Below are 21,973 nucleotides of genomic sequence, written 5' to 3' on the forward strand. Positions count from 1 at the left end.
GTCCGGACGGGCCGGGCCTGGTCGGCCCTGCGGCCCTACTGCTCCGCGGCGGCCTCCGCCCCGGGCGCCGCGTACTCGTACCGCCAGCGCCACCGCCCCCGCGCGTCGTGCTGCTTCACCCGGTGGTAGACCAGCGTGTCGGCGGGCCGGTCCAGATGGGCGGGCACCGGCACCCGGTAGACCTTGGGCACGTTGTTGAACGGGCTGAGCAGGATCGGCAGCACCCTGCCGTCCAACGGCCCGCCCACGAACTCGGTATCCGCACTCCTCATACCCGCAAGCTTCGCACTCTTCACGGCCTTCGCCCAGCAGTCGGAGAGTCCTCACAGGCACCCCTCGGTCACGGCGGCCCCACGGGGGTCCTATCCTGCTGAGTACGCCCACGGGGTATCCCGGGCCGCCGTGCCCCTCCAGGCCGGGGTGCCGGAGCCCGACGAGGGTGACCTGGCACAGTTTCCGCTCCCCGCACCGCTTCCGCTCCGTACCGTGGACCTTGGCAGCAGCCGGCCGGCGACCCTGTGCCGGGTCGGACGGGATGCGCGGAGAAGGGTCTCGATGGAAGCCAGAAGCAGCAGGTGGACGGGCTGGTTGCGGGGCCGGGCACGGGCCGGGGACTCCTTGGACGCCCGTGACATGGCGGCCGCGACCCGCCTGGATCTGCTGCTGGGGGCGGTCCGCGCGGGCTTCCCGGTCGCGCCCGCCGCCCGCCCGTCCGGCTACCGCTGCTCCTGCGACCGGGTCGGCTGTCCGGCCCCGGCCCGGCACCCGGTCTCGTTCGCCTGGCAGACGCAGGCCACCACCGACACCGAGCAGATCGCCCGCTGGCTGGACCGCGACCCGCAGGCCAACTTCGTGACCGCCACCGGCCGCACCCATGACGTGCTGGACGTACCGGAGGCGGCGGGCCGGATCGCCCTGGAGCGGCTGATCGACCAGGACGCGGCCGGTCCGGTCGCGGCCGGTGACGGGCGCTACCTGTTCTTCGCCGCCACCCGGGGCACCCCGATCGACGAGGACGAGTGGTGGCCGTGCGAGCTGGACAGCCACCCGGACACCCTGGAGGAGCACCCCGGCCTGCGCTGGCACTGCCGGGGGTCGTACGTCCTGCTGCCGCCCTCCGTGCTGCCCGACGACTCGGTGGTGCGCTGGGTACGCGGCCCGGAGCACCCGCTGCCGGACCCGCTGCGGGTGCTCGACATGCTCACCGACGCCTGTACGACGGTCGGCGCGGTCGCCGAGGAGCAGTGGCGCATCGGCTGACCCGCCGGTGGGGCCGCGCCGCCGCCGGCCGGCCCCACCGCACCGGCGCTACGGCAGGGTGAGGATCTCCGCGCCGCTGTCGGTCACCAGCAGGGTGTGCTCGAACTGGGCGGTGCGCTTGCGGTCCTTGGTGACCACCGTCCAGCCGTCGTCCCAGATCTCGTAGTCGTAGGTGCCGAGCGTCAGCATGGGCTCGATGGTGAAGGTCATCCCGGGCCGGATCACCTCGGTGGCGCGCGGGCTGTCGTAGTGCGGCACGATCAGCCCGGAGTGGAACGACGTGTTGATGCCGTGCCCGGTGAAGTCCCGCACCACGCCGTAGCCGAAGCGCTTGGCGTACGACTCGATGACCCGCCCGATGACGTTGATCTGCCGGCCCGGCCGCACCGCCTTGATCGCCCGGTCGAGCGACTCCCGGGTGCGCTCCACCAGCAGCCGGGACTCCTCGTCCACGTCACCGACCAGGTAGGTGGCGTTGAGGTCGCCGTGCACGCCGTGGATGTAGGCGGTGACGTCGAGGTTCACGATGTCGCCGTCGCGCATCACCGTGGAGTCGGGGATGCCGTGGCAGATCACCTCGTTGAGCGAGGTGCAGATCGACTTGGGGAAGCCCCGGTAGCCCAGGTCGGAGGGGTAGGCGCCGTGGTCGCACATGTACTCGTGGGCGACCCGGTCCAGCTCGTCGGTGGTGACGCCGGGCGCGATGTGGGCCGCCGCCGCCTCCATGGCGCGGGCGGCGATGGCACCGGCCACCCGCATCTTCTCGATCGTCTCCGCGGTCTGCACCTCGGAGCCGGTGTACGGCTGCGGGCCGCGCTTGCCCACGTACTCCGGCCGGGCGATGCGGGCCGGGACGCTGCGGGTGGGGGAGAGCTTGCCGGGAACCAGGTGAGCCATGCCCGCGAGTCTATCCGGCGCCCTCCGGTCGCCCCGGGGTGCCCGCCCGGAGTGCCCGCTCCGTCAGGGGGCATGATCTGGACGGGAGGGCCGGGCAGCGCGGCCCCGGAGCAGCAGGAGGCGCGGAATGCCGTTCGGACGCAAGCCGCAGGGGAAGCCCGGCGAGTGGTTCTACTGCGTACAGCACCACAAGGTCGAGGAGGGCCCGGAGTGCCCGGCCCGCGACCGCCTCGGTCCGTACGCCAGCCGCGACGACGCCGAGCACGCGCTGCAGACCGCCGCCGAGCGCAATCAGAAGTGGGACAAGGACCCGCGCTGGCACGACTCCCCGAACCCCGCCTCGGACGAGGAGTGACACCACCGCCCGAGCCGCCGCGCGGTCAGACCGCCACCGCCTCGCCCTCGTCCCGCGCCGCCCGATGGGCGGCGCGGACCTCGGCGACATGCGGGTCCGTCCGGGCGTCGTACGCCAGCAGCCGGGGCAGCGCCGCGACCAGCGCCGCCACGCCGACCACGCACATCAGCCCGCCGGACCACACCGACGCCCGCACCCCGAAGACGGCCGCCATGCCGCCGGCCCGCACCTGGCCGAGCTGCGGCCCGGCCGAGTAGCTGAGCAGTTCCACCCCGGCCAGCCGGCCGCGCAGCCCGTCCGGGATCGACTGGTTCCACATGGTGGAGCGCCCCAGGCCGCTGACCATGTCGGCGCCCCCGGCCAGCGCCAGGAAGAGCAGCACCAGCCAGACGTTCCCCACCAGCCCGGCGCCGGTGATCGCCGCGCCCCACAGCCCGGCCGCGATGATCACCATCCGGCCGTGCCGGTGCACCTGGGAGACCCAGCCGCTGGTCAGGGAGACCGCCAGCGAGCCGACCGAGGACGCCGCGTACATCAGGCCCAGCGCCCAGGACGCGTCCAGCCGGTCCGCGAGGAAGGGGAAGACCGCGTTGGGGAAGGCGAACAGCATCGCCACGATGTCCACCGCGTAGGTGCCCAGCAGCTCCTTGCGGCCCCACGCGTACCGCAGCCCCGCCGCGATGGCGCCCAGCGACGGCTTCTCGGCGCCGGTGGTCGGCGGCACCGCCCGCATCCGGGACAGCAGCAGCAGCGAGACCGCGAAGGTGGCCACGTCCAGCCCGTAGGCGACCTGGACGCCCGCCGTGGCGGCGATCACACCGGCCAGCGCGGGCCCGGCGATGGCGCCGACCTGGTAGCGCAGCGAGTTGAGCGCGGCGGCGGCGGGCAGCTGGTCGTGGGCGACGATCCGGGGCGTCAGCGCGTCCAGTGACGGCCGCTGGAGGCCGTCCAGCGCGGAGACCAGGCCGACGACCACATACACCGGCCAGAGCAGCGGCGTCGGCAGCAGCGCGTTGACCAGCAGCAGTACCGAGAGCAGCCCGAGCCCCGCCTCGGAGAGCAGCACCAGCAGGCGCCGGTCCAGCGCGTCCGCCAGCGCGCCGCCCCACAGCCCGAAGACGATCATCGGGACCAGCTCCACCGCGCCGATCAGGCCGACCGCCAGCGAGGACCCGGTCAGCTCCTTGATCTGGAGCGGCACCGCCACATACGTCAGATAGCTGCCGAAGGCGCTGACCAGACCGGCGCTCCACAGCAGCCGGTAGTCCCGCGACGAACGCCAGGGCCCCAGGTCGGGGCGCACCCTGCGGGCCAGCGCCCGCAGTCGGCCGGGAGCGGGGCGTCCTGGCAGCTCAGCGCTGGGTCCGGTGGTCTGTTCGGGGGTCACAAAGGGGCATCATGCGTGCTGGGTACGGCCGCGCGCAACCGATTTACTAAGGTAACCCTTACCAGCGTAGCGGCGGTGGTGCGGTCAGCCGCTCCGCCAGCAGCGCCATCCGCTCCAGCGCCCCGCGCCGCCGCCTGCGCGGCAGCTCCTCGCCCGCCGCCGCGCTCACCAGATGCTGCACCACCTCGAACGGCGCCGGAGTGAGCGCCGCCGGATCGCCCGCCGCCCCGCCCGGCGGCTCCCACGCCGCCGGGACGGTCAGCGCCTGGTGCGCCAGGCCCCGCAACTCCGCGTCGCCGCTCTCCAGGGCCAGCACCGTCGCCCCCGTACGGCGGGCGTCCTGCACCCGCTCCAGCAGCGGCGCCCCGGCCGGCCCCGGCGCCACCACCAGCACCGTCTCACCGCGCCCGGCCCGCTCCAGCCGCCGCAGATCCACCGCCAGATGCGCCGGGGCGCCCGGCGGCACCCGCCAGCGGACCAGGGTCGGGGAGAGCTGCGGCAGCCCCGACCAGGCCGCCTCGTCGTCCAGGTGGGCCGCCATGTGCCACGGCTCCTCACCCTCCGTACCGACCAGCAGCAGCCCGCCCGCCGGACCGGGCCCGGCCGGACCCCGGGCCGCGGCCGAGCGCAGCGCCCAGGCGAACTCCCTGGTCGACTCCAGCCAGCCCGTACCGGTCAGGACCTCGCGCAACGCTGACACCCGGATCGCGTCCATACGGCCCCATGCTGCCGCAGCGGCCCGACTCTTTGGCAGGATCGCCGCATGACTACACCCGAAGCAGTGACACCCGACCCCGGCCCTGACGTCGCGGAGCTGACCGTGGGCGTCCTCGGCGGCACCGGCCCGCAGGGCAAGGGGCTCGCCTACCGGCTCGCCCGGTCCGGCCAGCGGATCGTGCTGGGCTCCCGCAGCGCCGAGCGGGCCGAAGCCGCCGCCGCCGAACTCGGCCTGGGCGTCCGGGGCGCCGACAACGCCACCGCCGCCCGGGAGAGCGACCTCGTCATCGTGGCCGTGCCGTGGGACGGCCACGGCCCCACCCTGGAGTCGCTGCGCGCCGAACTGGCCGGCAAGATCGTGGTGGACTGCGTCAACCCGCTCGGCTTCGACAAGCAGGGCGCGTACGCGCTCCGCCCCGAGGAGGGCAGCGCCGCCCAGCAGGCCGCCGCCCTGCTGCCGGACTCCCGGGTCACCGCCGCCTTCCACCACCTCTCGGCGGTGCTGCTCCAGGACCCCGAGGTCGAGCAGATCGACACCGATGTGATGGTGCTCGGTGACGACCGCGCCGCCACCGACACCGTCCGCGCCCTGGCCGACCGCATCCCCGGCATGCGCGGCATCTACGCCGGACGGCTGCGCAACGCCCACCAGGTGGAGTCGCTGGTCGCCAACCTGATCTCGGTCAACCGCCGCTACAAGGCCCACGCCGGGCTGCGCATCACCGACGTGTGACCCGCCCACCGACCGGGCCGGGGGGAGCGCACCACCCCCGGCCCCGGCGCGGTCCGCCGCGCGGCATCGGTGACAATGGGAGCCGACCGTACCCGCCCCACCACCCGCCGGGAGTCCGCAGCCATGCCGCGCAACGCCGTCCTCGCCCTCGTCGCCTGCCTGCTCGCGGTCGCCGCCGCCGTGGTCTCCTTCGTCGAGGGCAACTGGCTGGGTGTGGTCTGGGTGCTGCTGGCCGCCGTCACCAGCAACATGGCCTGGTACTACATCCGCCGCCGCCGCGTCGACCGGGCCGCCGCCCAGGGCTGAGCCGCCCCGCCCTCCGCCACGGGGCCGCCCCGCCCGAAGCGGGCGTCGGGCCCGCGACGGCAGCCAGGGCCGGGCCCCGCCCATGATCGCTCGCTGTGACGGCCCCGCTGCGGTCCGTTGGCCGCTGGGCGACACCCCGTGACCGGACCGCCTCTCCCCGCCGGGCCGCCCCGGAGCCTACGGTCGGTGCCATGCCGATGAACTTCATGCACCGCAAGCTGTGCAGCTCCGCGTCCTGGGCCGCGAGCGTGGCGGAACGGATGCCCGGGATGCTGGCCGGGATCGACCTCGGTGACGACGTCCTGGAGATCGGCCCCGGCTTCGGGGCGACCACCCGCGTCCTGGCACCGCTGGTGCCCCGGCTGACCGCCGTGGAGATCGACGAGGCGTCGGTGGGCCTGCTGCGCGCGGAGTTCGGGGACCGGGTCGAGGTGGTGCACGGCGACGGCACCCGGCTGCCGTTCCCCGACGGCCGGTTCTCCGCCGTCGTCTGCTTCACCATGCTGCACCACGTCCCCTCGCCCGCCCTCCAGGACGCCCTGTTCGCCGAGGCCCACCGGGTGCTGCGCCCGAGCGGGGTCTTCCGCGGGGTGGACAGCCGGCTCAGCCTGGGCTTCCGGCTGCTGCACCTCGGGGACACCATGGTGGTCCTCGACGCCGCCACCCTGCCCGCCCGCCTCCGCGAGGCCGGCTTCCCCCAGGCCGAGACCGACCGGCAACCCGGCCGCCAACTCGGCTTCCTGGCCCGCCACGAGTGACCGGCGACGGCCCGGCCCGGCCGCCACCGCCCGGGGCCGAGCCGTCAGCCGTTCGCCCGGAGCCTCAGTTCTCCCAGAACCGGAAGGCGCTGTAGCCGATCGAGGCCAGCGCGGGCGGCACGTCCAGCAGCTCCATCACCTGGTACGCCAGCCGCCACAGCCAGTCGCCCGCCGGGGTCTGCCACAGCAGCGCGAACACGGCCAGCATCCCGAACGGCGCCACCTGCTGCGCCGCCCGCCGGGCCCGCAGCGACAGCCACGGCTCGATGATCCCGTAGCCGTCGAAGCCGGGGACCGGTATCAGGTTGAGCACCGTGGCGGTGATCTGGAGCAGCCCGAGGAACGCCAGCGCCACCACGAACCCGGCCGGCGCGGTGGCCAGCCACCCGGCCCCGATCGGCGCCAGCAGCGCCACCGCCAGCACCAGGTTCACCGCCGGGCCGGCCGCCGAGATCGCGCTGTGCTTCCAGCGGCTGCGGATGCGGTGCCGCTCGATGAAGACCGCACCGCCGGGCAGGCCGATGCCGCCCAGGACCACGAAGATCACCGGCAGGATCACGCTCAGCAGCGTGTTGGCGTACTTGAACGGATTGAGCGTCAGATAGCCCTTGGCGCCGACCGTCAGATCGCCGCCGTGCAGCGCGGTCCTGGCGTGCGCGTACTCGTGCAGGCAGAGCGAGACCACCCAGCCGGAGACCACGAAGAGGAAGACCCCGAAGCGGTCGTTCTCCCCGAAACCGGTCCACACCGCCCACGCGGAGGTGCCCAGGACGGCGAGCAGCACCCAGAACACCGGGCTGATCCGGCGCTCGTCACGGCGCGGGCGCTGTGTGTCGGCGTACGTCATGACTGCGGACTCCGGGAGCTGTACGGCAGAAGCTCCGATCATGCAGGCCCGGCCACCGCCAGCACAAGGCGAGCCCCGGCCGGGACGACCGCAGGCACCGGGCCGGATGTCCGCGATGGCGAGCCACTCGGCGGCGGCGGGCTGACCGTACGTCAGGCCCTGCGGCCGGCCCGGTGGCCGGGTCGGTGCGCATGGCGGATCAGAAGGCACATCCGTCGGGTGTATTGGCCATCCACCCGTGGCCTGCCGTTTGCCCTGCCCGGCTAGCTTCTCGCACGTCGCGTCGCGGTCGGCCTGCTCGGACGTCGCCCGGCCCGGACGTCCGCAGGATGACGACGGCGTCAGCGACGACGTGTTCCGCCCGCGAGTTGCTTCTCCCAGAGCCAGAGGTCGTCCGATGACGCTCACCACGGAACCCCCGTCCGCCGAACCCCCGTCTGCCGAACCTCCGTCCATCGAGAGTCCCACGGGCGAACTGCGTGTCACACGACGCAGGATGCTCCAGACCGCCGTCGTCACCCTCGGCGCCTTCGCCACCGGCGTGGCCGGCACCAGCAGCGTGGCCGGCGCGCGCACCGGCCCGGCCGATTACGTCCTGCCGAAGGGCTTCAACGGTGATATGTCCGATCTGAAGCATGTGGTGATCCTGATGCAGGAGAACCGCTCCTTCGACCACTATCTCGGCCAACTGCCGGGCGTGCGCGGACAGAACGACAAGCAGGTCCTGAAGTTCCAGGACGGCACCGATGTCTTCCAGCAGCGTGACGCCAACGGCAGGATCGTGACGCCGTCCGCCTCGACCGCCACCTGGGGTGACAACCACAGCTTCTACGGCGCCAACGGCGGCCGGTGGAACACCTGGGCGCAGGACAAGGGCGCGCAGTGCATGGGCTACTACACACCCGACCACATGCCGTGGATGTACTCGCTCGCCTCCCAGTACACCGTCTGCGACATGAACTTCTGCTCCCTGCACGGGCCGACCATCCCGAACCGGTACTACCTCATGACCGGTACGGCGAACGGTGAGACCTCCAACGCCGGGCAGAACAACTACAGCCGGACCTGGCTGACGGTCCCCGAGCAGCTCCAGCAGGCCGGCATCGACTGGCGGGTCTACTCCGACAACAGCGGCAACGGCGTCACCGGCAGCCTTCAGGGCGGCTTCATCGGTGAGTACGGCTGCAATGTGACGAACAGCTTCGCGGCGTTCGATCCACGGTCGGCGCGTGCCAAGGACCTCGCGCCGGGCACCGGCAGGATCTGGAAGGCCAACTCCTTCGTCTACTCGGGCGCGACCACGCCCGACGACGACTCCGAGGAGAACCTCGACGCGGTGCTGCGCGACCTCATAGCGGCCTGCCGGCCGGGCGCGGAGCACCCGCTTCCCGAGGTCTCGTGGATCGTGATGCCGGCGGCGTGGAGCGAGCACCCGGGCTTCGACACCGTCCACGGCGAGCGCTACATGAACAAGGTCCTCCAGACGCTCCAGGGCAACCCCGACATCTGGAACCACACCCTGGTGATCATCACCTACGACGAGAACGACGGGAAGTTCGACCATGTGCTGCCGCCGCGCCCCGAGCCGGGCACGGCAGGCGAGTTCTCCGGCAGCACGCCGTACGGCTTCGGGCCCCGGGTGCCGATGCTGCTGGTCTCGCCGTGGACGCGCGGCGGGTACGTCGCCTCGGAGGTGTTCGACCACACCTCGACCGTGAAGTTCCTGGAGACCTGGGCCGCCTTCCTCGGCAAGCCGTTCACCAACCCGAACATCACCGACTGGCGCCGCTCCATCGCCGGTGACCTGACCAGCGCGATCGACTTCGCCCACCCGCAGCCCGGCCCCGCGGACATCGCGGACCCGGTCAAGGGCACACCGCCACCGCTCGCGGCGGACCGGATGAAGCCGCGCGGCCTGTCCTTCCACCCGCACGCCACGCTCTCCGAGAACCGCGCCTCCGGCACGGTGACCGCGTCCATGACGCTGGCCGGTGGCCCGACCGGCAAGGCGGTGAGCCTCCAGGTCTTCCCCGACAAGTACCTCGCCTTCGCCAACACCCCGTACACGGTCTCCGCCGCCGGCCCGCGTCAGCACACCTGGGACGTGAAGAAGACCGACGGCAAGTACGCCTTCTCCGTCTACGGGCCGGACGGCTTCGTACGCTCCTTCGCCGGACAGGTCGTCCCCGCCGGCCAGCAGAACATCGCGATCCCGCGCGTCGACGCGGAACTCGTCCCCGGCTCGGCCCCCGAGGTCCGGTTGACGCTGCGCAACGACGGCACCCGTGCGGTCCGCTACACGCTGACGGCCAACGACTACCTCGGCGGCACCCAGACCTACAGCGTCGCCGGCGGCACGTCGACGGTCGTCGACTGGCCGACCCGGCTGGGCTACTACGACGTCGTGATCACCGCCGACACCGGCACCGGCTGGACTCAGCGGTACGCCGGTCGCGTGGCGACGGTGTGAGGAGCGAGGACATGGAGCCCAGAGCCATGAAGTCCCGAACCGTGAATCCCGGAACCGTGAAGTCCAGAACCGTGAAGTCCGTGACAAGATCTTCCGTGGCCCTCCTGGCGACCTTCGCCGCACTGCTCGCGCCGTTCTCGCTGATGGCGGGCACGGCGGACGCGGCGTCACCGACCGCCACCGCACTCCAGGCCGTGCCTGCGGCGGCCCCGGTCCCCGACGCGGGCGTCCCCGACCCGGGCGTCCCCGACCCGGGCATCCTCGACGTCGACTTCGCGGACGGCACGCCGACCGACCACGCCCAGCACCTCGCGGTCACCACCAAGGGCGCACCGGCGATCACCCGCGACCAGACGGCGGGCAAGGCCGTGGCCACCTTCAACGGGACCACGGACGCCTTCACCTACCCCTTCTCCGGCCAGTGGTCCAAGCTGGCCGGCGGCTTCTCCGTCGAATGCCGGTTCCGCTGGAACGACGCGGCCATCCCGGTGTCCGGGCAGAAGGCGATCTGCTCCAACGCGCAGTCCGGTGGCGCCGATCTCCAGATCGACAGCGGTCAGCTGGCCTTCTCGGTGAACGTCGGCGGCTACAAGTACGCGCACGCCCCGATCGTGCCCGGCCGGTGGTACGACGCCGTCGCGACCTGGGACGGCCAGAACGTCAAACTGTACGTCGACGGCGTGCTCGCCTCGACCACGGCCGCGGCCGGGTCCCTCACCGCCCCGGTGTCCGGGGCGCAGAACTGGACGCTGGGCGCCGACTCGGCGGCCAACGGCGGCATCGAGACCCCCTCACCGGTCAGCCTCAGCACGGCCCGTGTCTGGGATTCGGTGCTCGCCGCCGACCAGGTGGCGGCCTTTGTGCGGCAGAACGGCGCACCGCCGCCCGGAGCGCCCGACTGCACCGCCTACCAGCGGGAGCTTGCGGACGCGGCCGACGCCGCCGCCGGTACCGTCGTCCTGCACGAGGACTTCTCCGGCGCCCACTCGGTCGACTGCTGGAACCAGGCCACCGGTTCGGTGCCGTGGAAGGCGGGCGGCGGCCGGCTCGTCGGCGCCTCGCCGGTCGCGGGCGACCAGCCGCTGATCACGTTCGGCCCGCACCTGGACGACTACCTCTTCGAGGCGACCGCCCGTTTCGACAGCGCGCCGAAGCCGACCGCCGCGTGGTTCGCGCTGATCGCGGACACTCCGGCGTACGGGGCGCGCCCCTACCCGGCCTTCGCGCTCCGCGCCGAGACGACGGCCGCCGACGGCGTCCGGGCGCTGGTGCAGAACGCGGCGTCCTCGTCGGTGCTCGCGAGCGCGCCGTACGGCTCGGACCTCGGCACGGGTACCGATGTGGACCTCGCGCTCGAAGTGCACGACACCCTGGCGAACCTCTACGTCGGCGGCAGGCTCGTGCTCGCCGGCGTCACGATCCCGCGTACGCCGCAGGGGGTCCTCGGTCTCTCCCTCGACTCGGCGGCCGTCTCGTTCGACCAGGTCAAGGTGGTCAAGCTCGGCCCGCTCGGGACGGCCGGCTTCATGGCCCACACCTTCCGCCTTCCCGCCGTGCCGGTCTCCGGCGCCGTCCAGCAGCCGCTCGCCGGACTGTGGACCAGCGGCTGGGTCGGGCAGGGACAGGCACCCGTCGTCTTCGCCAAGGAGTCCGGCGACAGCTGGCTCGAGGTGAACCCCGACGGTGTCGTCACCGGCACCGCCCCCGACGAGGTGCCGCAGGACGACGGCGCGATCACCGTCACGGCCACCGACGGCACGACGACCTCCCAGCTCCAGGTCCAGGTCCCGGTGGCCGCAGCCGGGGCGGCGCCGCAGCTCCAGAGCGCGTCGTGGAACGCCTGGGACGACGGCGGCCACGTGACCGACGCCGTCGCGAAGAACGTCGTGGTGATCGCCACTCAGGGCATCGGCCTGGTCGGGTTCCAGGACGGGGGCGCCGCCATGGCCCGGAAGGTCGGCGCCGCCCTCGGCTGGCAGGTGTACGCCGCCGGTGACCTCGGCATCGTCTCGGCGTACCCGATCTCGGACGCGGACCGGGTCGGCCCGACCGCCGCCGCACCGGCCGCCGCCGTCACCCTCGACGTGGCGGGCACGCCGGTGCGGGTGTGGGACGCCCACCTCGACGAGGCCGACTACGGCCCGTACCGCGCCTGCTTCGACGGCGCCACGGACCTGGCCGCCCACGAGAAGACCACCACCCGGTACGCCCAGGCACGGGCCATCGCCCAGGAGATGGCCGGCGACCTGTCCGGCTCCGCCCCGGTGCTGCTCCTCGGTGACCTGGCGTCGCCGTCGGGCGCCGACTGGACCGCCGCCACGGCGGGTTCGCACTGCGACGCGGGCGCCGTCGAGTGGCCGGTGCCCGAGGTCTTCGCGGCCGGTGGCCTGACCGACTCCTACCGGGTCGCCAACCCCGACCCCGAAACCGATCCCGGCACCACCTGGTCTCCGATCACCTCGACCCACGGCAACGGGCGGGCCGAGCCGCAGGACCGTATCGACTACGTCTGGTACGCGGGCGGCGGGCTGCGGGTCGAGGAGGCGCACGCGCTCACCGTCGGCTGGCCGTCCGAGGACGACGTGGCGGACAACTCCTGGGCGAGCGACCACGCGGCGGCGGTCACGACCTTCACCCTCGGTGAGGGCTCCAGCGCCCCGGCGCCGGACCTGCCGACCGTCTCTGTCGACAACCGCACCATCGCCTACCAGGTGGGCCACGGTCCCGTGGAGGCCGCCGCGTTCCTCGGTGACATCAAGGCCACGGCCGATCCGGCCGGCGCGGCTCTCACGGCCGACCTGACCGGGGTCGACTTCGCCACCCCCGGCTGGTACACGGCGCTGGTCACCGCGGTCAGCGGACGCTACACGTCGAACCCGGTCGCGATGACCGTGCGTGTCGCCCCGGTGCCCGGTCTCGTCCTCTCCAGGGACACCGCGACCTTCGATGTCGGTGCCACCATCGACGAGCCGGCGGTCCTGGCGCAGCTGGAGCCGATCCTCGATGTGCCGGGTGCCGTGCACGTCGGACTCGCGGACGTCGACGCCTCGGTGCCTGCCGGCTACCCGGTCACCGTGACCGCGACCGACGAGTGGGGCTTCACGGCCACCCGGTCCGCGACCGTCGACGTCGTGGCTGCGCCGGACACCCGTGTCACCCCGACCGTCACCGCCACCGCTCCGGCGGCCACGTACGGCACGGCCGCGAGGGTGACCGTGACGGTGGGCTCCCCGGGCCTGCCCGCCACCGGCAGCGTCACCCTCACCGAGGACACGGCCGACGGCCCCCGGCCGCGCGGCACGGCCACGCTGTCCGACGGCAGGGCCGGCTTCACCCTGCCGGCCGGTCTGACGGTGGGCAGCCACGACCTGACCGCCTCCTACGGCGGCAGCGACCTGCTGACCCCGGCGACCGCCACGGTCACCGTGACGGTCGGTCTGCCGGCGGGCTGGACCTCCTCGGCGGTCTACGACACCGGTGACACGGTGGGCTACCGGGGCAGGCTCTACCGGGCGTCGTGGTGGACGCAGAACCAACAGCCGGGCGACCCGAACGGACCGTGGCAGGAGATCGCGCTGACCGAGGACGGCACTGCGGTGTGGACCGCGTCGAGGATCTTCCAGGCCGGTGACACCGTGCTCTACCAGGGCACGACCTACCAGGCCAAGTGGTACACCCGCAACCAGGTGCCGGGCGACCCGTACGGGCCGTGGGCAGTGACCGGCTGACGATCCACCCGTCGAGCGGATGACCGACCAGGCTGATCCCGGCCCCCGTCAGGGGCCGGGATCAGCCGCACGCCCGAGCGGTACGTCAGCGGTGGCGCTCCAGCCGGCGAGCAGGTCGAGGGCGTCGGCGTCGCGACTGCCGGGGGCGACGCCACACACGATGAGGGACAGACCCTCGTCGGCAGCGAGTCCCATGGTCTCGTAATTGATCGTCAGCTCCCCGGCCAGCGGGTGGTTGAGGCGTTTGGCCCCTGCCCGGTGGCGGCGGACCTCGTGTCGGGCCCAGCGTTGGCGGAAGGTTTCGCCACGGGTGGAGAGTTCACCGATCAGGTCCGACAGGGCCTTGTCGTAGGGGTTGCGGCCGACCTCGGCGCGCAGGGTGGCGACGTTCTGGTCGGCGACGGCGTCCCAGTCGGGGTAGAACTCGGCAGCGGCCGGGTCGAGGAAGGTGAAGCGGGCGGAGTTGACCGGCCGGGCGGGACTGTCGAAGACCGGCGCGAACAAGGCATGGGCGAGGGCGTTGCCCGCGAGCAGGTCCAAGCGGCCGTTGCGGATGTAGGCCGGGACGCCGCTCATCGCCTCCAGCATGTTCCACAGCTCCGGGCGCAGGGCGCGGCGGGCGGGGTGGCGCGGGGTACGGGCGGTGGCGTCGGCGGCGCGCACGAGGTCGAAGAGGTGGGCGCGTTCGGCGTCGTCGAGTCGCAGGGCGCGAGCGATGGCGTCCAGGACGGCGTCGGTGGCGCCGCGCGCGTCGCCGCGCTCCAGGCGGGTGTAGTACGGGACGCTGACGCCGGCGAGGAGGGCGACTTCCTCGCGGCGCAGCCCGGGGACGCGTCGTGTTCCTTCGAGCGGGGAGGGCCTGAGGCCGGCCTGCTCGGGGGTGACGCGGGCGCGGCGCGTGGTGAGGAAGTCGCGGATCTCGGTGCGTCGGTCCATGGTCTCGACCCTACGACCGGCCGCCGTGCCGTACGCGGGCGTGGGGGACCTTGTCAGGGTCTGTCTCACGGCCCTGGGGGCGTGCTGGTCGGTGTTGGCTGGAGTACGGCTTCGCCAGAGTCCACCGCAGGAGGTCGCCCCGATGTCCCCACCGCTGCCGCCGGGCCCCTTCGTCCACGGCATGCGCATCGACCTGGTCGCCGCCGCCGTCCTGCTCGCGGCTGCCCCGCGCCGTCCCAGGCGGAACCGACCAACCCATCCGACACGCCCCGTCCTGCGGGCTGCCGCCGGTCGAACTATGGAGAGTGAATCCCATGCGAGCGATCATGCGGTACGGAGCCGGGGGCGTGCGCGTCCAGGAAGTGCCCGACCCGGTGATCAAGAACCCGACCGACGCGATCGTACGGGTGCTGCGCGCCGCGCGACCCGCACCCCTACCGCTCCGCCCCGCCCGCCGGGCAGGGCCGGCAGATGGGGCACGCGTTGCTCGGCAGCGTCGAGGACATCGGGAGCGAGGTGGCCGGCCTCCAGCGCGGCGACCCCCCGTTCACCTGCGCCGACGACGCCGGTGCCATGGCCGACCGCCGCACCCTGAAGGCCCTCAGCACCCTGTGACCACCCGCTCGTCCTCACCCGGACCCCGGGCCGCCTTCAACCGGCCCGGCGGTGCGCCCGGCGCACCGGGGCGGACCATCGAACGAAGGGAACACTGTGAAGCACATCAAGCTGCGTGACCTGGACGTCTCCCGCATCGGCCTGGGCGCGATGGGCATGTCCCACGGCTACACCGGCGCCGGCACCGACGACGCGGAGTCGGTCCGCACGATCCACCGCGCCCTGGAGCTGGGCGTCACCCTCATCGACACCGCCGAGGTCTACGGCCCCTACACCAACGAGGAGCTGGTGGGCCGCGCGCTCAAGGGCCGCCGCGACCAGGTGGTGCTGGCCACCAAGTTCGGCCTGATCTCCCACACCGGCCGCGAGGGCAGCACCGACAGCAGCCCGGCCGGCATCCGTACCGCCGTCGAGGGCTCCCTCAAGCGCCTGGGCACCGACCACATCGACCTCTACTACCAGCACCGCGTCGACCCCAGCACCCCGATCGAGGAGACCGTCGGCGCACTGGCCGCGTTGGTGGCCGAGGGCAAGATCGGGCACATCGGCCTCTCGGAAGCCGGACCGCAGACCATCCGCCGCGCCCACGCCGTCCACCCGGTCACCGCGGTGCAGTCCGAATACTCGCTGTTCACCCGCGACCCCGAAGCCCGGGTCCTGCCGGTGCTGCGCGAGCTGAACATCGGCTTCGTGCCCTTCTCACCCCTGGGACGCGGCTTCCTGACCGGCACCATCCGCTCCACCGGGCAGTTCGACCCCACCGACTTCCGCGCCGACAACCCCCGGTTCACCGGCGAGAACTTCGAACACAACCTGCGCCTGGCCGACCGGGTCGCCGCCATCGCGGCCGAGACCGGTGCCACCCCGGCCCAGGTGGCGCTGGCCTGGCTGCTGGCCCAGGGCGACTTCATCGCCCCCATCCCCGGCACCCGGCGCGTGGCCCGGGTGGAGGAGAACGCCGACGCTGACGCCGTCCGCCTCACCGACGACCAGCTCACCCGGCTCAGCAGCCTGCCCCCGGCCGCCGGCGACACCCACAACGAGGCCCAGATGCGGATGATGGAGCGCTGATGACCGGCACCAACCCGCGTGTCGCACCGGACCTCATCCGGCGCCACGCCCCGAAACTGGCCGACCTCACCGACGACGTGCTCTTCGCCGACGTCTGGCAGCGGCCCGACCTGTCCCCGCGCGACCGCAGCCTGATCACCGTCGCCGCCCTGGTCGCCCTCGGCCGCGACGCCCAGCCGACCGGCCACCTGCGCCGCGCCCCCGACAACGGCCTCACCCCCGGCGAGCTGGCCGAGGCCATCACCCACCTCGCCCGCTACGCCGGCCGGCCCGCCGCCATGAGCGCCACCGGCGTCCTGGCCTCGGTCACCGAACCCACCGGCTGACCCGGCACGACCCGCCGACCACCCCGTCCTCCCAGGAGAGTCCCCGTGCAGCACGTCACCTTGAACAACGGCGTCCGGATGCCCATCCTCGGCTTCGGCGTCTACCAGATCCCGGCGGACAAGACCGAGCAGGCGGTCTCCGACGCCCTCGCCGCCGGCTACCGGCTGCTGGACACCGCTGCCGCGTACGGCAACGAGGAGGCCGTCGGCCACGCCATCAAGAACAGCGGCATCCCGCGCCAGGAGCTGTTCGTCACCACCAAGCTCTGGGTCCAGGACGCGCCCGCGCAGGACAACACCCGCCGTGCGTTCGAGACCTCGCTGACCAAGCTGGGCCTCGACCACGTCGACCTGTACCTGATGCACCAGCCCTACGGTGACGTCTACGGCCAGTGGCGCGCCATGGAGGCCCTCAACCGCGAGGGCCTCGCGAGGGCGATCGGCGTCGCCAACTTCTCCCCCGACCGCCTGCTGGACCTGATCCTCAACAACGAGATCACCCCGCAGGTCAACCAGATCGAGACCCACCCCTTCTTCCAGCGCAACCCCGACCACGACCTCATGCGCGAGCACCACGTCCAGCACCAGTCCTGGGGCGGCTTCGCCGAAGGCAGGAACGACCTGTTCACCCACCCCGTCCTCAGTGACATCGGCGAGGCGCACGGCAAGTCCGTGGCCCAGGTCGTGCTCCGCTGGCTCGTCCAGCGCGACATCGTCACCATCCCCAAGTCGGTCGACCCCGACCGGATGGCACAGAACATCGACGTCTTCGACTTCGAGCTCAGCGGCGACGAGCTGGCCCGCATCGCCGTCCTCGACACCGGCGAGACGCTGTTCTTCGACCACCACGACCCCGAGATGGTCGCCTGGCTCAGCAAGCGCCGGCTGGACAGCTGAGCCACCTGCCGGGATGCCGATGTACGCGTCGGCCGGACGCTGCTCGGGCGCGTTGGGGCTGCCCGGGAAGCGTCCGGCCGGTGGGTGCGGGGTCAGTCCGTGATCTCCCAGTAGTCGAGGTAGTCGGACTCGATTCCGTCGAGGTTCGCGCCGTAGACGGCGTACATCCGGGCGTACTCGGGTGCCCAGTACCGGCCGACCTGGCCCGACGGGACCAGGGCCGCATCGCCAGGACGCAGGACGACGGTCTTGCCCTGGGCCTCGATGTGCAGCTCGCCCTCGAGGACGTAGTTCAGCTCGTCATGGGGGTGCCGGTCCGACCAGCCGGCCCGGGTCAGCTCCCACTCGGAGACGGAGTAGCTGCTCGCGCCGTCGACCGGTGGGATGATCCAGCGGCTGCGCATGTTGCGGGTCGCGTCGTTCAGCGGCTCCAGCGGACCGGGGCGCCACACCGGGATTCCGTCGTTCTCCGTCGCGGTCGCGAGGCGGTTGGCCAGGGCTGTTCTCGGTTCGCGCGGGATCTCGACCGGGCGCTGCGCGGGGGTGCCGTCGGCTGCCATGGGGGTGCCTCTCTCTCGTTGTGGTGCTCAGCCGTTGATGTGGGCCATGACGTGCTTGATGCGGGTGTAGTCCTCCAGCCCGTACATGGACAGGTCCTTGCCGTAGCCGGACTGCTTGAAGCCGCCGTGCGGCATCTCCGCGACCAGCGGGATGTGGGTGTTGATCCAGACGCAGCCGAAGTCGAGGTCGCGGCTGAACCGCAGGGCGCGGCTGACGTCCCTGGTCCAGACCGAGGAGGCCAGGCCGTAGGGGACGCCGTTGGCCTGTTCCAGTGCCGCCTGCTCGTCGGCGAACCGCTGGACGGTCACCACCGGTCCGAAGACCTCGCTCTGGACCAGTTCGTCGTCCTGGCGGAGCCCGGAGACGACGGTGGGGGCGAAGTGGAAGCCGCGCTCGCCGAGCCGGTGGCCGCCGGTGTGGACGACGGCGTGGTCGGGAAGCCGGTCCATGAAGCCGGACACCCGCGCGAAGTGCCCCGCGCTGTTCAGCGCCGGCATGAAGGCGTCCTCGCTCTCCCGGCCGACGGCGTGGGTGGTGACGATGCCCTGGGCCTGCGCGGTCAGTGCGGCGATGAAGTCGTCATGGACCGCCGGGGCGACCAGGACGCGGGTCGCGGCGGTGCAGTCCTGGCCGGCGTTGAAGTACCCGGCGATCGCGATGGCCTCTGCCGCCGCCTCGATGTCGGCGTCGTCGAAGATCACGACCGGCGCCTTGCCGCCCAGTTCGAGGTGGACCCGCTTCAGGTCGGCGGCGGCGGCGCCGGCCACCTGCTTGCCCGCGCCCACCGATCCGGTGATCGCCACCATGTCGGGCCTCGGGTGGGAGACGAGGGCGCGGCCCGTGTCGCGGTCTCCGCACACGACGTTGAGCACGCCCGGCGGCAGGAACTCAGCGGCGATCTCGGCCAGCAGCAGGGTGGAGGCCGGCGTGGTGTCGCTGGGCTTGAGGACGACGGTGTTGCCCGCGGCCAGCGCCGGGGCGAACTTCCAGACCGCCATCATCATGGGGTAGTTCCAGGGGGCGACCTGTCCGATCACACCGACGGGCTCCCGGCGTATCCATGACGTGTGGTCGGCCAGGTACTCGCCGGCCGCCTTGCCCTCCAGGACTCGCCCGGCCCCGGCGAAGAACCGCAGGTGGTCCGCCATCGGCGGGACCTCCTCCGCCGCCGTCAGCGGGATCGGCTTGCCGGTGTTCCGCGACTCCAGCTCGGCCAGCTCGGCGGTGCGGGCCTCCACCGCGTCCGCGAGGGCCAGCAGCGCCTTCTGCCGCTCGCCCGGGGTGGTGCGGCGCCAGCTGTCGAAGGCCGTCGAAGCCGCCGCGTACGCGGCGTCGATGTCGGCCTCGCCGGACACCGGGGCGGTGGCGAAGACATCGCCGGTCGTCGGGTCGACGAGGTCGCTGGTGACTCCCTCCGCGGTGTCGACGTACGCGCCGTTGACGAAGTTGCGGAACTCGCGCTTCTGATTCATCTGGTTCCTTCGGTAAGGGGGATGGCACGGGTGGTTCCGGCGGGGGCCGCCGGATCAGGTCAGCCGCATACGTTTTCTGAGCCGGTCCACGAGCAGCGCGGTCACCAGGAGCGCGCCGAGCAGGATGTCCTGCACATAGCTCTGCACCCGGATGAGGTCCATGCCGTTGCTCAGCAGCACGAGGAACAGGGCGCCCATGAGCACCCCGGCGACCCGGCCCTCGCCACCGTCGAGCGACACTCCGCCGAGCACGGCCGCGATGATCGACTGGAGGGGGTACTGCACGCCGACGTTGGCCTCGCCGGTGGACATCCGGGCCGTCAGCATGAGCCCCACCAGGGCGGCGAGCAGGCTGCCGACGATCATCACGGTGAGCAGCGTCCGGCGGACGTTGACCCCGGACTGGTAGGCCGCGCTCTCGTTGCCGCCCACCGCGTACGCCTGGCGGCCGAGGCGGGTCCAGTTGAGGAAGACATAGGCGGCGAGCAGGGCGAGGATCATGACGAAGGTCGGGAAGGGTATCCCCAGCACCATGGATGTGCCGAACTGCCGTGCGAACTCGGGCGGGAGGCCCACGACCGGGGTGCCGCCCGAGAGCAGCAGCGCGGTGCCGGTCGCCGCCGAGGCGGTGCCGAGGGTCACCATGAACGCGGAGATCTTGAAAACGGCGATCAGCACGGCGTTGACCACGCCGACAATCAGGCCGACGGCGATGCCGGCCAGGCAGCCGAGCAGGATGGCGATCCCGGGGCTGCCGCTTTTGGCGACGGACGTCATGACCATCGCGCCGACGATCGAGGAGAGCGCGACGCAGGCACCGTTGGACAGGTCGTAGTGCCGGGTCACCAGATAGAGCATCTGGCCGAGGGCGATGATGCCCAGGAAGCTCAGCTGCCTGGCGACGTTGGTGAGGTTCGCCTCGGAGAGGAACCTGGGCTCGATCACAGCGAAGGTGATGACGAGGGCCAGCAGCAGGACGGGCAGGATGCCCCATTGGATGAAGAGTCGGCGGGCGACCGTGCCGAGCTCCGCTCCGGCTCGCTGCCTCGGCGCTGTCGGCGGTGCCTCCCCCGGAGAGGCCATTGTCCGTGTCACGACGTCACTCCAGATTCATGTGGGAAGAACGTGGGAAGAACCGTTTCCTCGGTGAGGTCCGCGCCGGAGAACTCCGCCGCGACCCGGCCTTCGGTGATCACATAGAGGCGGTGCGCCAGGTTGAGCACCTCGGGCAGGTCCGAGGAGATCAGCACTACGGCCGCACCCGACTCGACCAGTTCCTGGATGGCCGCGTAGATGTCCGCGCGGGCCCCTACGTCGACACCCGCCGTCGGCTCGTCGAAGACATGGACGGCGTAGGGACGGGTGAACCCTCGCGCCAGTACGATCTTCTGCTGGTTGCCGCCGGAGAACGTCGACGGCAACGCCTCCGGCCGCATCGGCCGCAGGGTCAGCCGCTCAAGGACGTCGGCGGTGTCCCGGCGCTCCTCGGCGCGTTTCAGGAACCCGCGTCCGGACCAGCGGTCGAGCGCCGTCAACGAGACGTTCTCCGCCGCCGGACGCACGCCCACCAGCCCGTCCCGTTTCCGGTCCGCCGGGTAGTACATGACCCCCGCGCCGATGTACCTGGCCGGCGCGGCTTTCGCACCGAGGTCCTTGCCGCCGATCAGCAGCCTTCCGGAAGTCCGTCTGGCCAGGCCGAAGCAGAGCCTGCCGATGGTCCCCTTGCCGGAGCCGACGAGTCCGGCCAGGCCGACGATCTCGCCGCCGCGGACGGTCAGGCTGACGTCGTGGACGTCCTCTCCGGACAGCCCCTCCAGCTCCAGTGCCACGGCTCCCGGCCGGTGCGCGATGGAGGGGAAGAGCGCATCCACCCTCCGTCCCGTCATCAGGGTCACCATGCCCGCGTCGTCCACCTCGTCGAGGCGGCAGGTCCGGATGAGACCCCCGTCCCGCAGGATGGTCACGACGTCACCGATGGCCCTGATCTCCTTCATGCGGTGCGTGATGTAGATGACCGCCAGGCCCTGCTGCCGAAGCCTCCGCACGATCGCGAACAGGCGGTCGGTCTCCTCGTCGGTGAGGGAGGCGGTCGGCTCGTCCAGAATGAGCACTCTGGCGGAGCCCTGGAGTGCGCGGGCGATCTCCACGATCTGCTGCTCGGCGCGCCCCAAGTCGCCGGCCACGGCGTGCGGCGAGATGGACGAGCCCACCCGGTGCAGGGCCTCCTCGGCGATCCGCAGCCGCTCACGCCGTGACACCAGCCCCGCCCGCATCGGCTCGCGTCCGAGCGTCAGGTTCTCCGCGACGGTCAGCTGAGGCACCAGGGCGGGGTCCTGGAAGACCGCCGATATCCCCAGCTCCCGGGCGTGCCGCGGACTGGCCGCGCTGGTCTCGGCCCCGCCGATGACCACGCTGCCCGCGTCGGCCCGGTGCACTCCGGCCAGGACCTTGATCAGAGTCGACTTCCCGGCGCCGTTCTCCCCGAACAGCACATGCACTTCGCCGGGCAGGAAGTCGATACTCACCTCGCTCAGCGCGGTGATCGCCTGGAAATGCTTGGTCAGGGAGCGTACCGAGACGGCCGGCGCGGAGCCCTGCGCGGCCCCCGGACCGCCGGTTGTGGCCTGTGTCATGACG

Annotated in this window: 21 protein-coding genes; 11 read left to right on the forward strand and 10 right to left on the reverse strand. The window is 72.4% G+C overall.

The features are described from left to right. Positions 1 to 35: 35 nt before the first annotated feature. Positions 36 to 272 carry a hypothetical protein gene (locus tag ACIQGZ_RS16235; protein ID WP_402602323.1) on the reverse strand — a complete coding sequence of 79 codons (237 nt, stop codon included), beginning with the start codon at positions 270 to 272 and terminating at the stop codon, positions 36 to 38. Positions 273 to 555: 283 nt separating this feature from the next. Here ACIQGZ_RS16235 and ACIQGZ_RS16240 point away from each other — a divergent pair, with 283 nt between their 5' ends. Further along, on the forward strand, positions 556 to 1,260 hold the full coding sequence (locus tag ACIQGZ_RS16240) for a bifunctional DNA primase/polymerase (protein ID WP_402602324.1): 705 nt from the start codon (positions 556 to 558) through the stop codon (positions 1,258 to 1,260). 48 nt (positions 1,261 to 1,308) lie between these two features. Here the strand turns inward: ACIQGZ_RS16240 and map are convergent, their stop codons facing one another. Beyond that, on the reverse strand, positions 1,309 to 2,157 hold the full coding sequence (gene map, locus ACIQGZ_RS16245) for a type I methionyl aminopeptidase (RefSeq protein ID WP_402602325.1): 849 nt from the start codon (positions 2,155 to 2,157) through the stop codon (positions 1,309 to 1,311). Positions 2,158 to 2,284: 127 nt separating this feature from the next. Between map and ACIQGZ_RS16250 the strand changes: the two genes are divergently transcribed. Beyond that, positions 2,285 to 2,512 (forward strand): hypothetical protein, encoded by a 228-nt coding sequence (locus ACIQGZ_RS16250; protein WP_402602326.1) that lies wholly within the window; start codon positions 2,285 to 2,287, stop codon positions 2,510 to 2,512. Between the two features lie 25 nt (positions 2,513 to 2,537). Here ACIQGZ_RS16250 and ACIQGZ_RS16255 read toward each other — a convergent pair whose 3' ends face one another. Continuing rightward, a complete protein-coding gene (locus ACIQGZ_RS16255; RefSeq protein ID WP_402602327.1) occupies positions 2,538 to 3,899 on the reverse strand; it encodes an MFS transporter in 1,362 nt (453 codons plus the stop codon). A 58-nt stretch (positions 3,900 to 3,957) separates the two neighbouring features. Continuing rightward, positions 3,958 to 4,614, reverse strand: coding sequence for a hypothetical protein (locus ACIQGZ_RS16260; protein WP_402602329.1), 657 nt, complete (start codon positions 4,612 to 4,614; stop codon positions 3,958 to 3,960). 48 nt (positions 4,615 to 4,662) lie between these two features. Here ACIQGZ_RS16260 and npdG point away from each other — a divergent pair, with 48 nt between their 5' ends. The 3 genes from npdG to ACIQGZ_RS16275 all read left to right on the forward strand — a co-directional run bounded on the left by npdG (position 4,663) and on the right by ACIQGZ_RS16275 (position 6,413). Next, the gene (npdG, locus tag ACIQGZ_RS16265) at positions 4,663 to 5,349 is read left to right on the forward strand and encodes an NADPH-dependent F420 reductase (protein WP_402602330.1); all 687 of its coding nucleotides are present in this window, start codon (positions 4,663 to 4,665) and stop codon (positions 5,347 to 5,349) included. Between the two features lie 75 nt (positions 5,350 to 5,424). After that, a complete protein-coding gene (locus tag ACIQGZ_RS16270) occupies positions 5,425 to 5,655 on the forward strand; it encodes a hypothetical protein (RefSeq protein WP_402602332.1) in 231 nt (76 codons plus the stop codon). 191 nt (positions 5,656 to 5,846) lie between these two features. Further along, positions 5,847 to 6,413 (forward strand): class I SAM-dependent methyltransferase, encoded by a 567-nt coding sequence (locus tag ACIQGZ_RS16275; protein ID WP_402602333.1) that lies wholly within the window; start codon positions 5,847 to 5,849, stop codon positions 6,411 to 6,413. Between the two features lie 64 nt (positions 6,414 to 6,477). Here the strand turns inward: ACIQGZ_RS16275 and ACIQGZ_RS16280 are convergent, their stop codons facing one another. Next, positions 6,478 to 7,260 (reverse strand): site-2 protease family protein, encoded by a 783-nt coding sequence (locus ACIQGZ_RS16280; protein ID WP_402602334.1) that lies wholly within the window; start codon positions 7,258 to 7,260, stop codon positions 6,478 to 6,480. A 496-nt stretch (positions 7,261 to 7,756) separates the two neighbouring features. Between ACIQGZ_RS16280 and ACIQGZ_RS16285 the strand changes: the two genes are divergently transcribed. Together ACIQGZ_RS16285 and ACIQGZ_RS16290 are read left to right on the forward strand one after the other, a co-directional pair. After that, positions 7,757 to 9,730 (forward strand): alkaline phosphatase family protein, encoded by a 1,974-nt coding sequence (locus tag ACIQGZ_RS16285; RefSeq protein ID WP_402602335.1) that lies wholly within the window; start codon positions 7,757 to 7,759, stop codon positions 9,728 to 9,730. An 80-nt stretch (positions 9,731 to 9,810) separates the two neighbouring features. Beyond that, positions 9,811 to 13,458: a LamG-like jellyroll fold domain-containing protein gene (locus tag ACIQGZ_RS16290; RefSeq protein WP_402602337.1), complete on the forward strand. Its 3,648-nt coding sequence runs from the start codon at positions 9,811 to 9,813 to the stop codon at positions 13,456 to 13,458. A 48-nt stretch (positions 13,459 to 13,506) separates the two neighbouring features. On the opposite strand, the gene ACIQGZ_RS16295 is transcribed toward ACIQGZ_RS16290, so the two are convergent. Next, positions 13,507 to 14,394 (reverse strand): helix-turn-helix domain-containing protein, encoded by an 888-nt coding sequence (locus ACIQGZ_RS16295; RefSeq protein WP_402602339.1) that lies wholly within the window; start codon positions 14,392 to 14,394, stop codon positions 13,507 to 13,509. 471 nt (positions 14,395 to 14,865) lie between these two features. Between ACIQGZ_RS16295 and ACIQGZ_RS16300 the strand changes: the two genes are divergently transcribed. The 4 genes from ACIQGZ_RS16300 to ACIQGZ_RS16315 all read left to right on the forward strand — a co-directional run bounded on the left by ACIQGZ_RS16300 (position 14,866) and on the right by ACIQGZ_RS16315 (position 17,303). Continuing rightward, positions 14,866 to 15,009, forward strand: a complete 144-nt coding sequence (locus ACIQGZ_RS16300; RefSeq protein ID WP_402602341.1) for a hypothetical protein — start codon at positions 14,866 to 14,868, stop codon at positions 15,007 to 15,009. A gap of 96 nt (positions 15,010 to 15,105) precedes the next feature. Then, positions 15,106 to 16,080, forward strand: coding sequence for an aldo/keto reductase (locus ACIQGZ_RS16305; protein WP_402602343.1), 975 nt, complete (start codon positions 15,106 to 15,108; stop codon positions 16,078 to 16,080). After that, positions 16,080 to 16,406, forward strand: coding sequence for a carboxymuconolactone decarboxylase family protein (locus ACIQGZ_RS16310; protein WP_402602345.1), 327 nt, complete (start codon positions 16,080 to 16,082; stop codon positions 16,404 to 16,406). The genes ACIQGZ_RS16305 and ACIQGZ_RS16310 overlap by 1 nt, the downstream gene beginning before the upstream one ends. 45 nt (positions 16,407 to 16,451) lie before the next feature. Beyond that, complete coding sequence (locus ACIQGZ_RS16315) at positions 16,452 to 17,303, forward strand: aldo/keto reductase (protein WP_402602347.1); 852 nt, start codon at positions 16,452 to 16,454, stop codon at positions 17,301 to 17,303. Between the two features lie 92 nt (positions 17,304 to 17,395). Here ACIQGZ_RS16315 and ACIQGZ_RS16320 read toward each other — a convergent pair whose 3' ends face one another. From ACIQGZ_RS16320 to ACIQGZ_RS16335, 4 genes are read right to left on the reverse strand one after another with little or no spacing between them, the layout of a single operon-like run. Further along, positions 17,396 to 17,863: a cupin domain-containing protein gene (locus ACIQGZ_RS16320; protein WP_402602348.1), complete on the reverse strand. Its 468-nt coding sequence runs from the start codon at positions 17,861 to 17,863 to the stop codon at positions 17,396 to 17,398. Positions 17,864 to 17,890: 27 nt separating this feature from the next. After that, positions 17,891 to 19,336 (reverse strand): aminobutyraldehyde dehydrogenase, encoded by a 1,446-nt coding sequence (locus tag ACIQGZ_RS16325; protein ID WP_402602349.1) that lies wholly within the window; start codon positions 19,334 to 19,336, stop codon positions 17,891 to 17,893. 54 nt (positions 19,337 to 19,390) lie between these two features. Further along, entirely contained in the window at positions 19,391 to 20,431 is a 1,041-nt protein-coding gene (locus ACIQGZ_RS16330; protein WP_402602350.1) for an ABC transporter permease, read from the reverse strand. Then, entirely contained in the window at positions 20,428 to 21,969 is a 1,542-nt protein-coding gene (locus tag ACIQGZ_RS16335) for a sugar ABC transporter ATP-binding protein (RefSeq protein WP_402602351.1), read from the reverse strand. Before ACIQGZ_RS16335 ends, ACIQGZ_RS16330 begins: the two co-directional genes overlap by 4 nt. Between the last annotated feature and the right edge of the window lie 4 nt (positions 21,970 to 21,973).

The organism is Streptomyces sp. NPDC092296 (assembly GCF_044755465.1).
Taxonomy (GTDB): Bacteria; Actinomycetota; Actinomycetes; order Streptomycetales; family Streptomycetaceae; genus Peterkaempfera.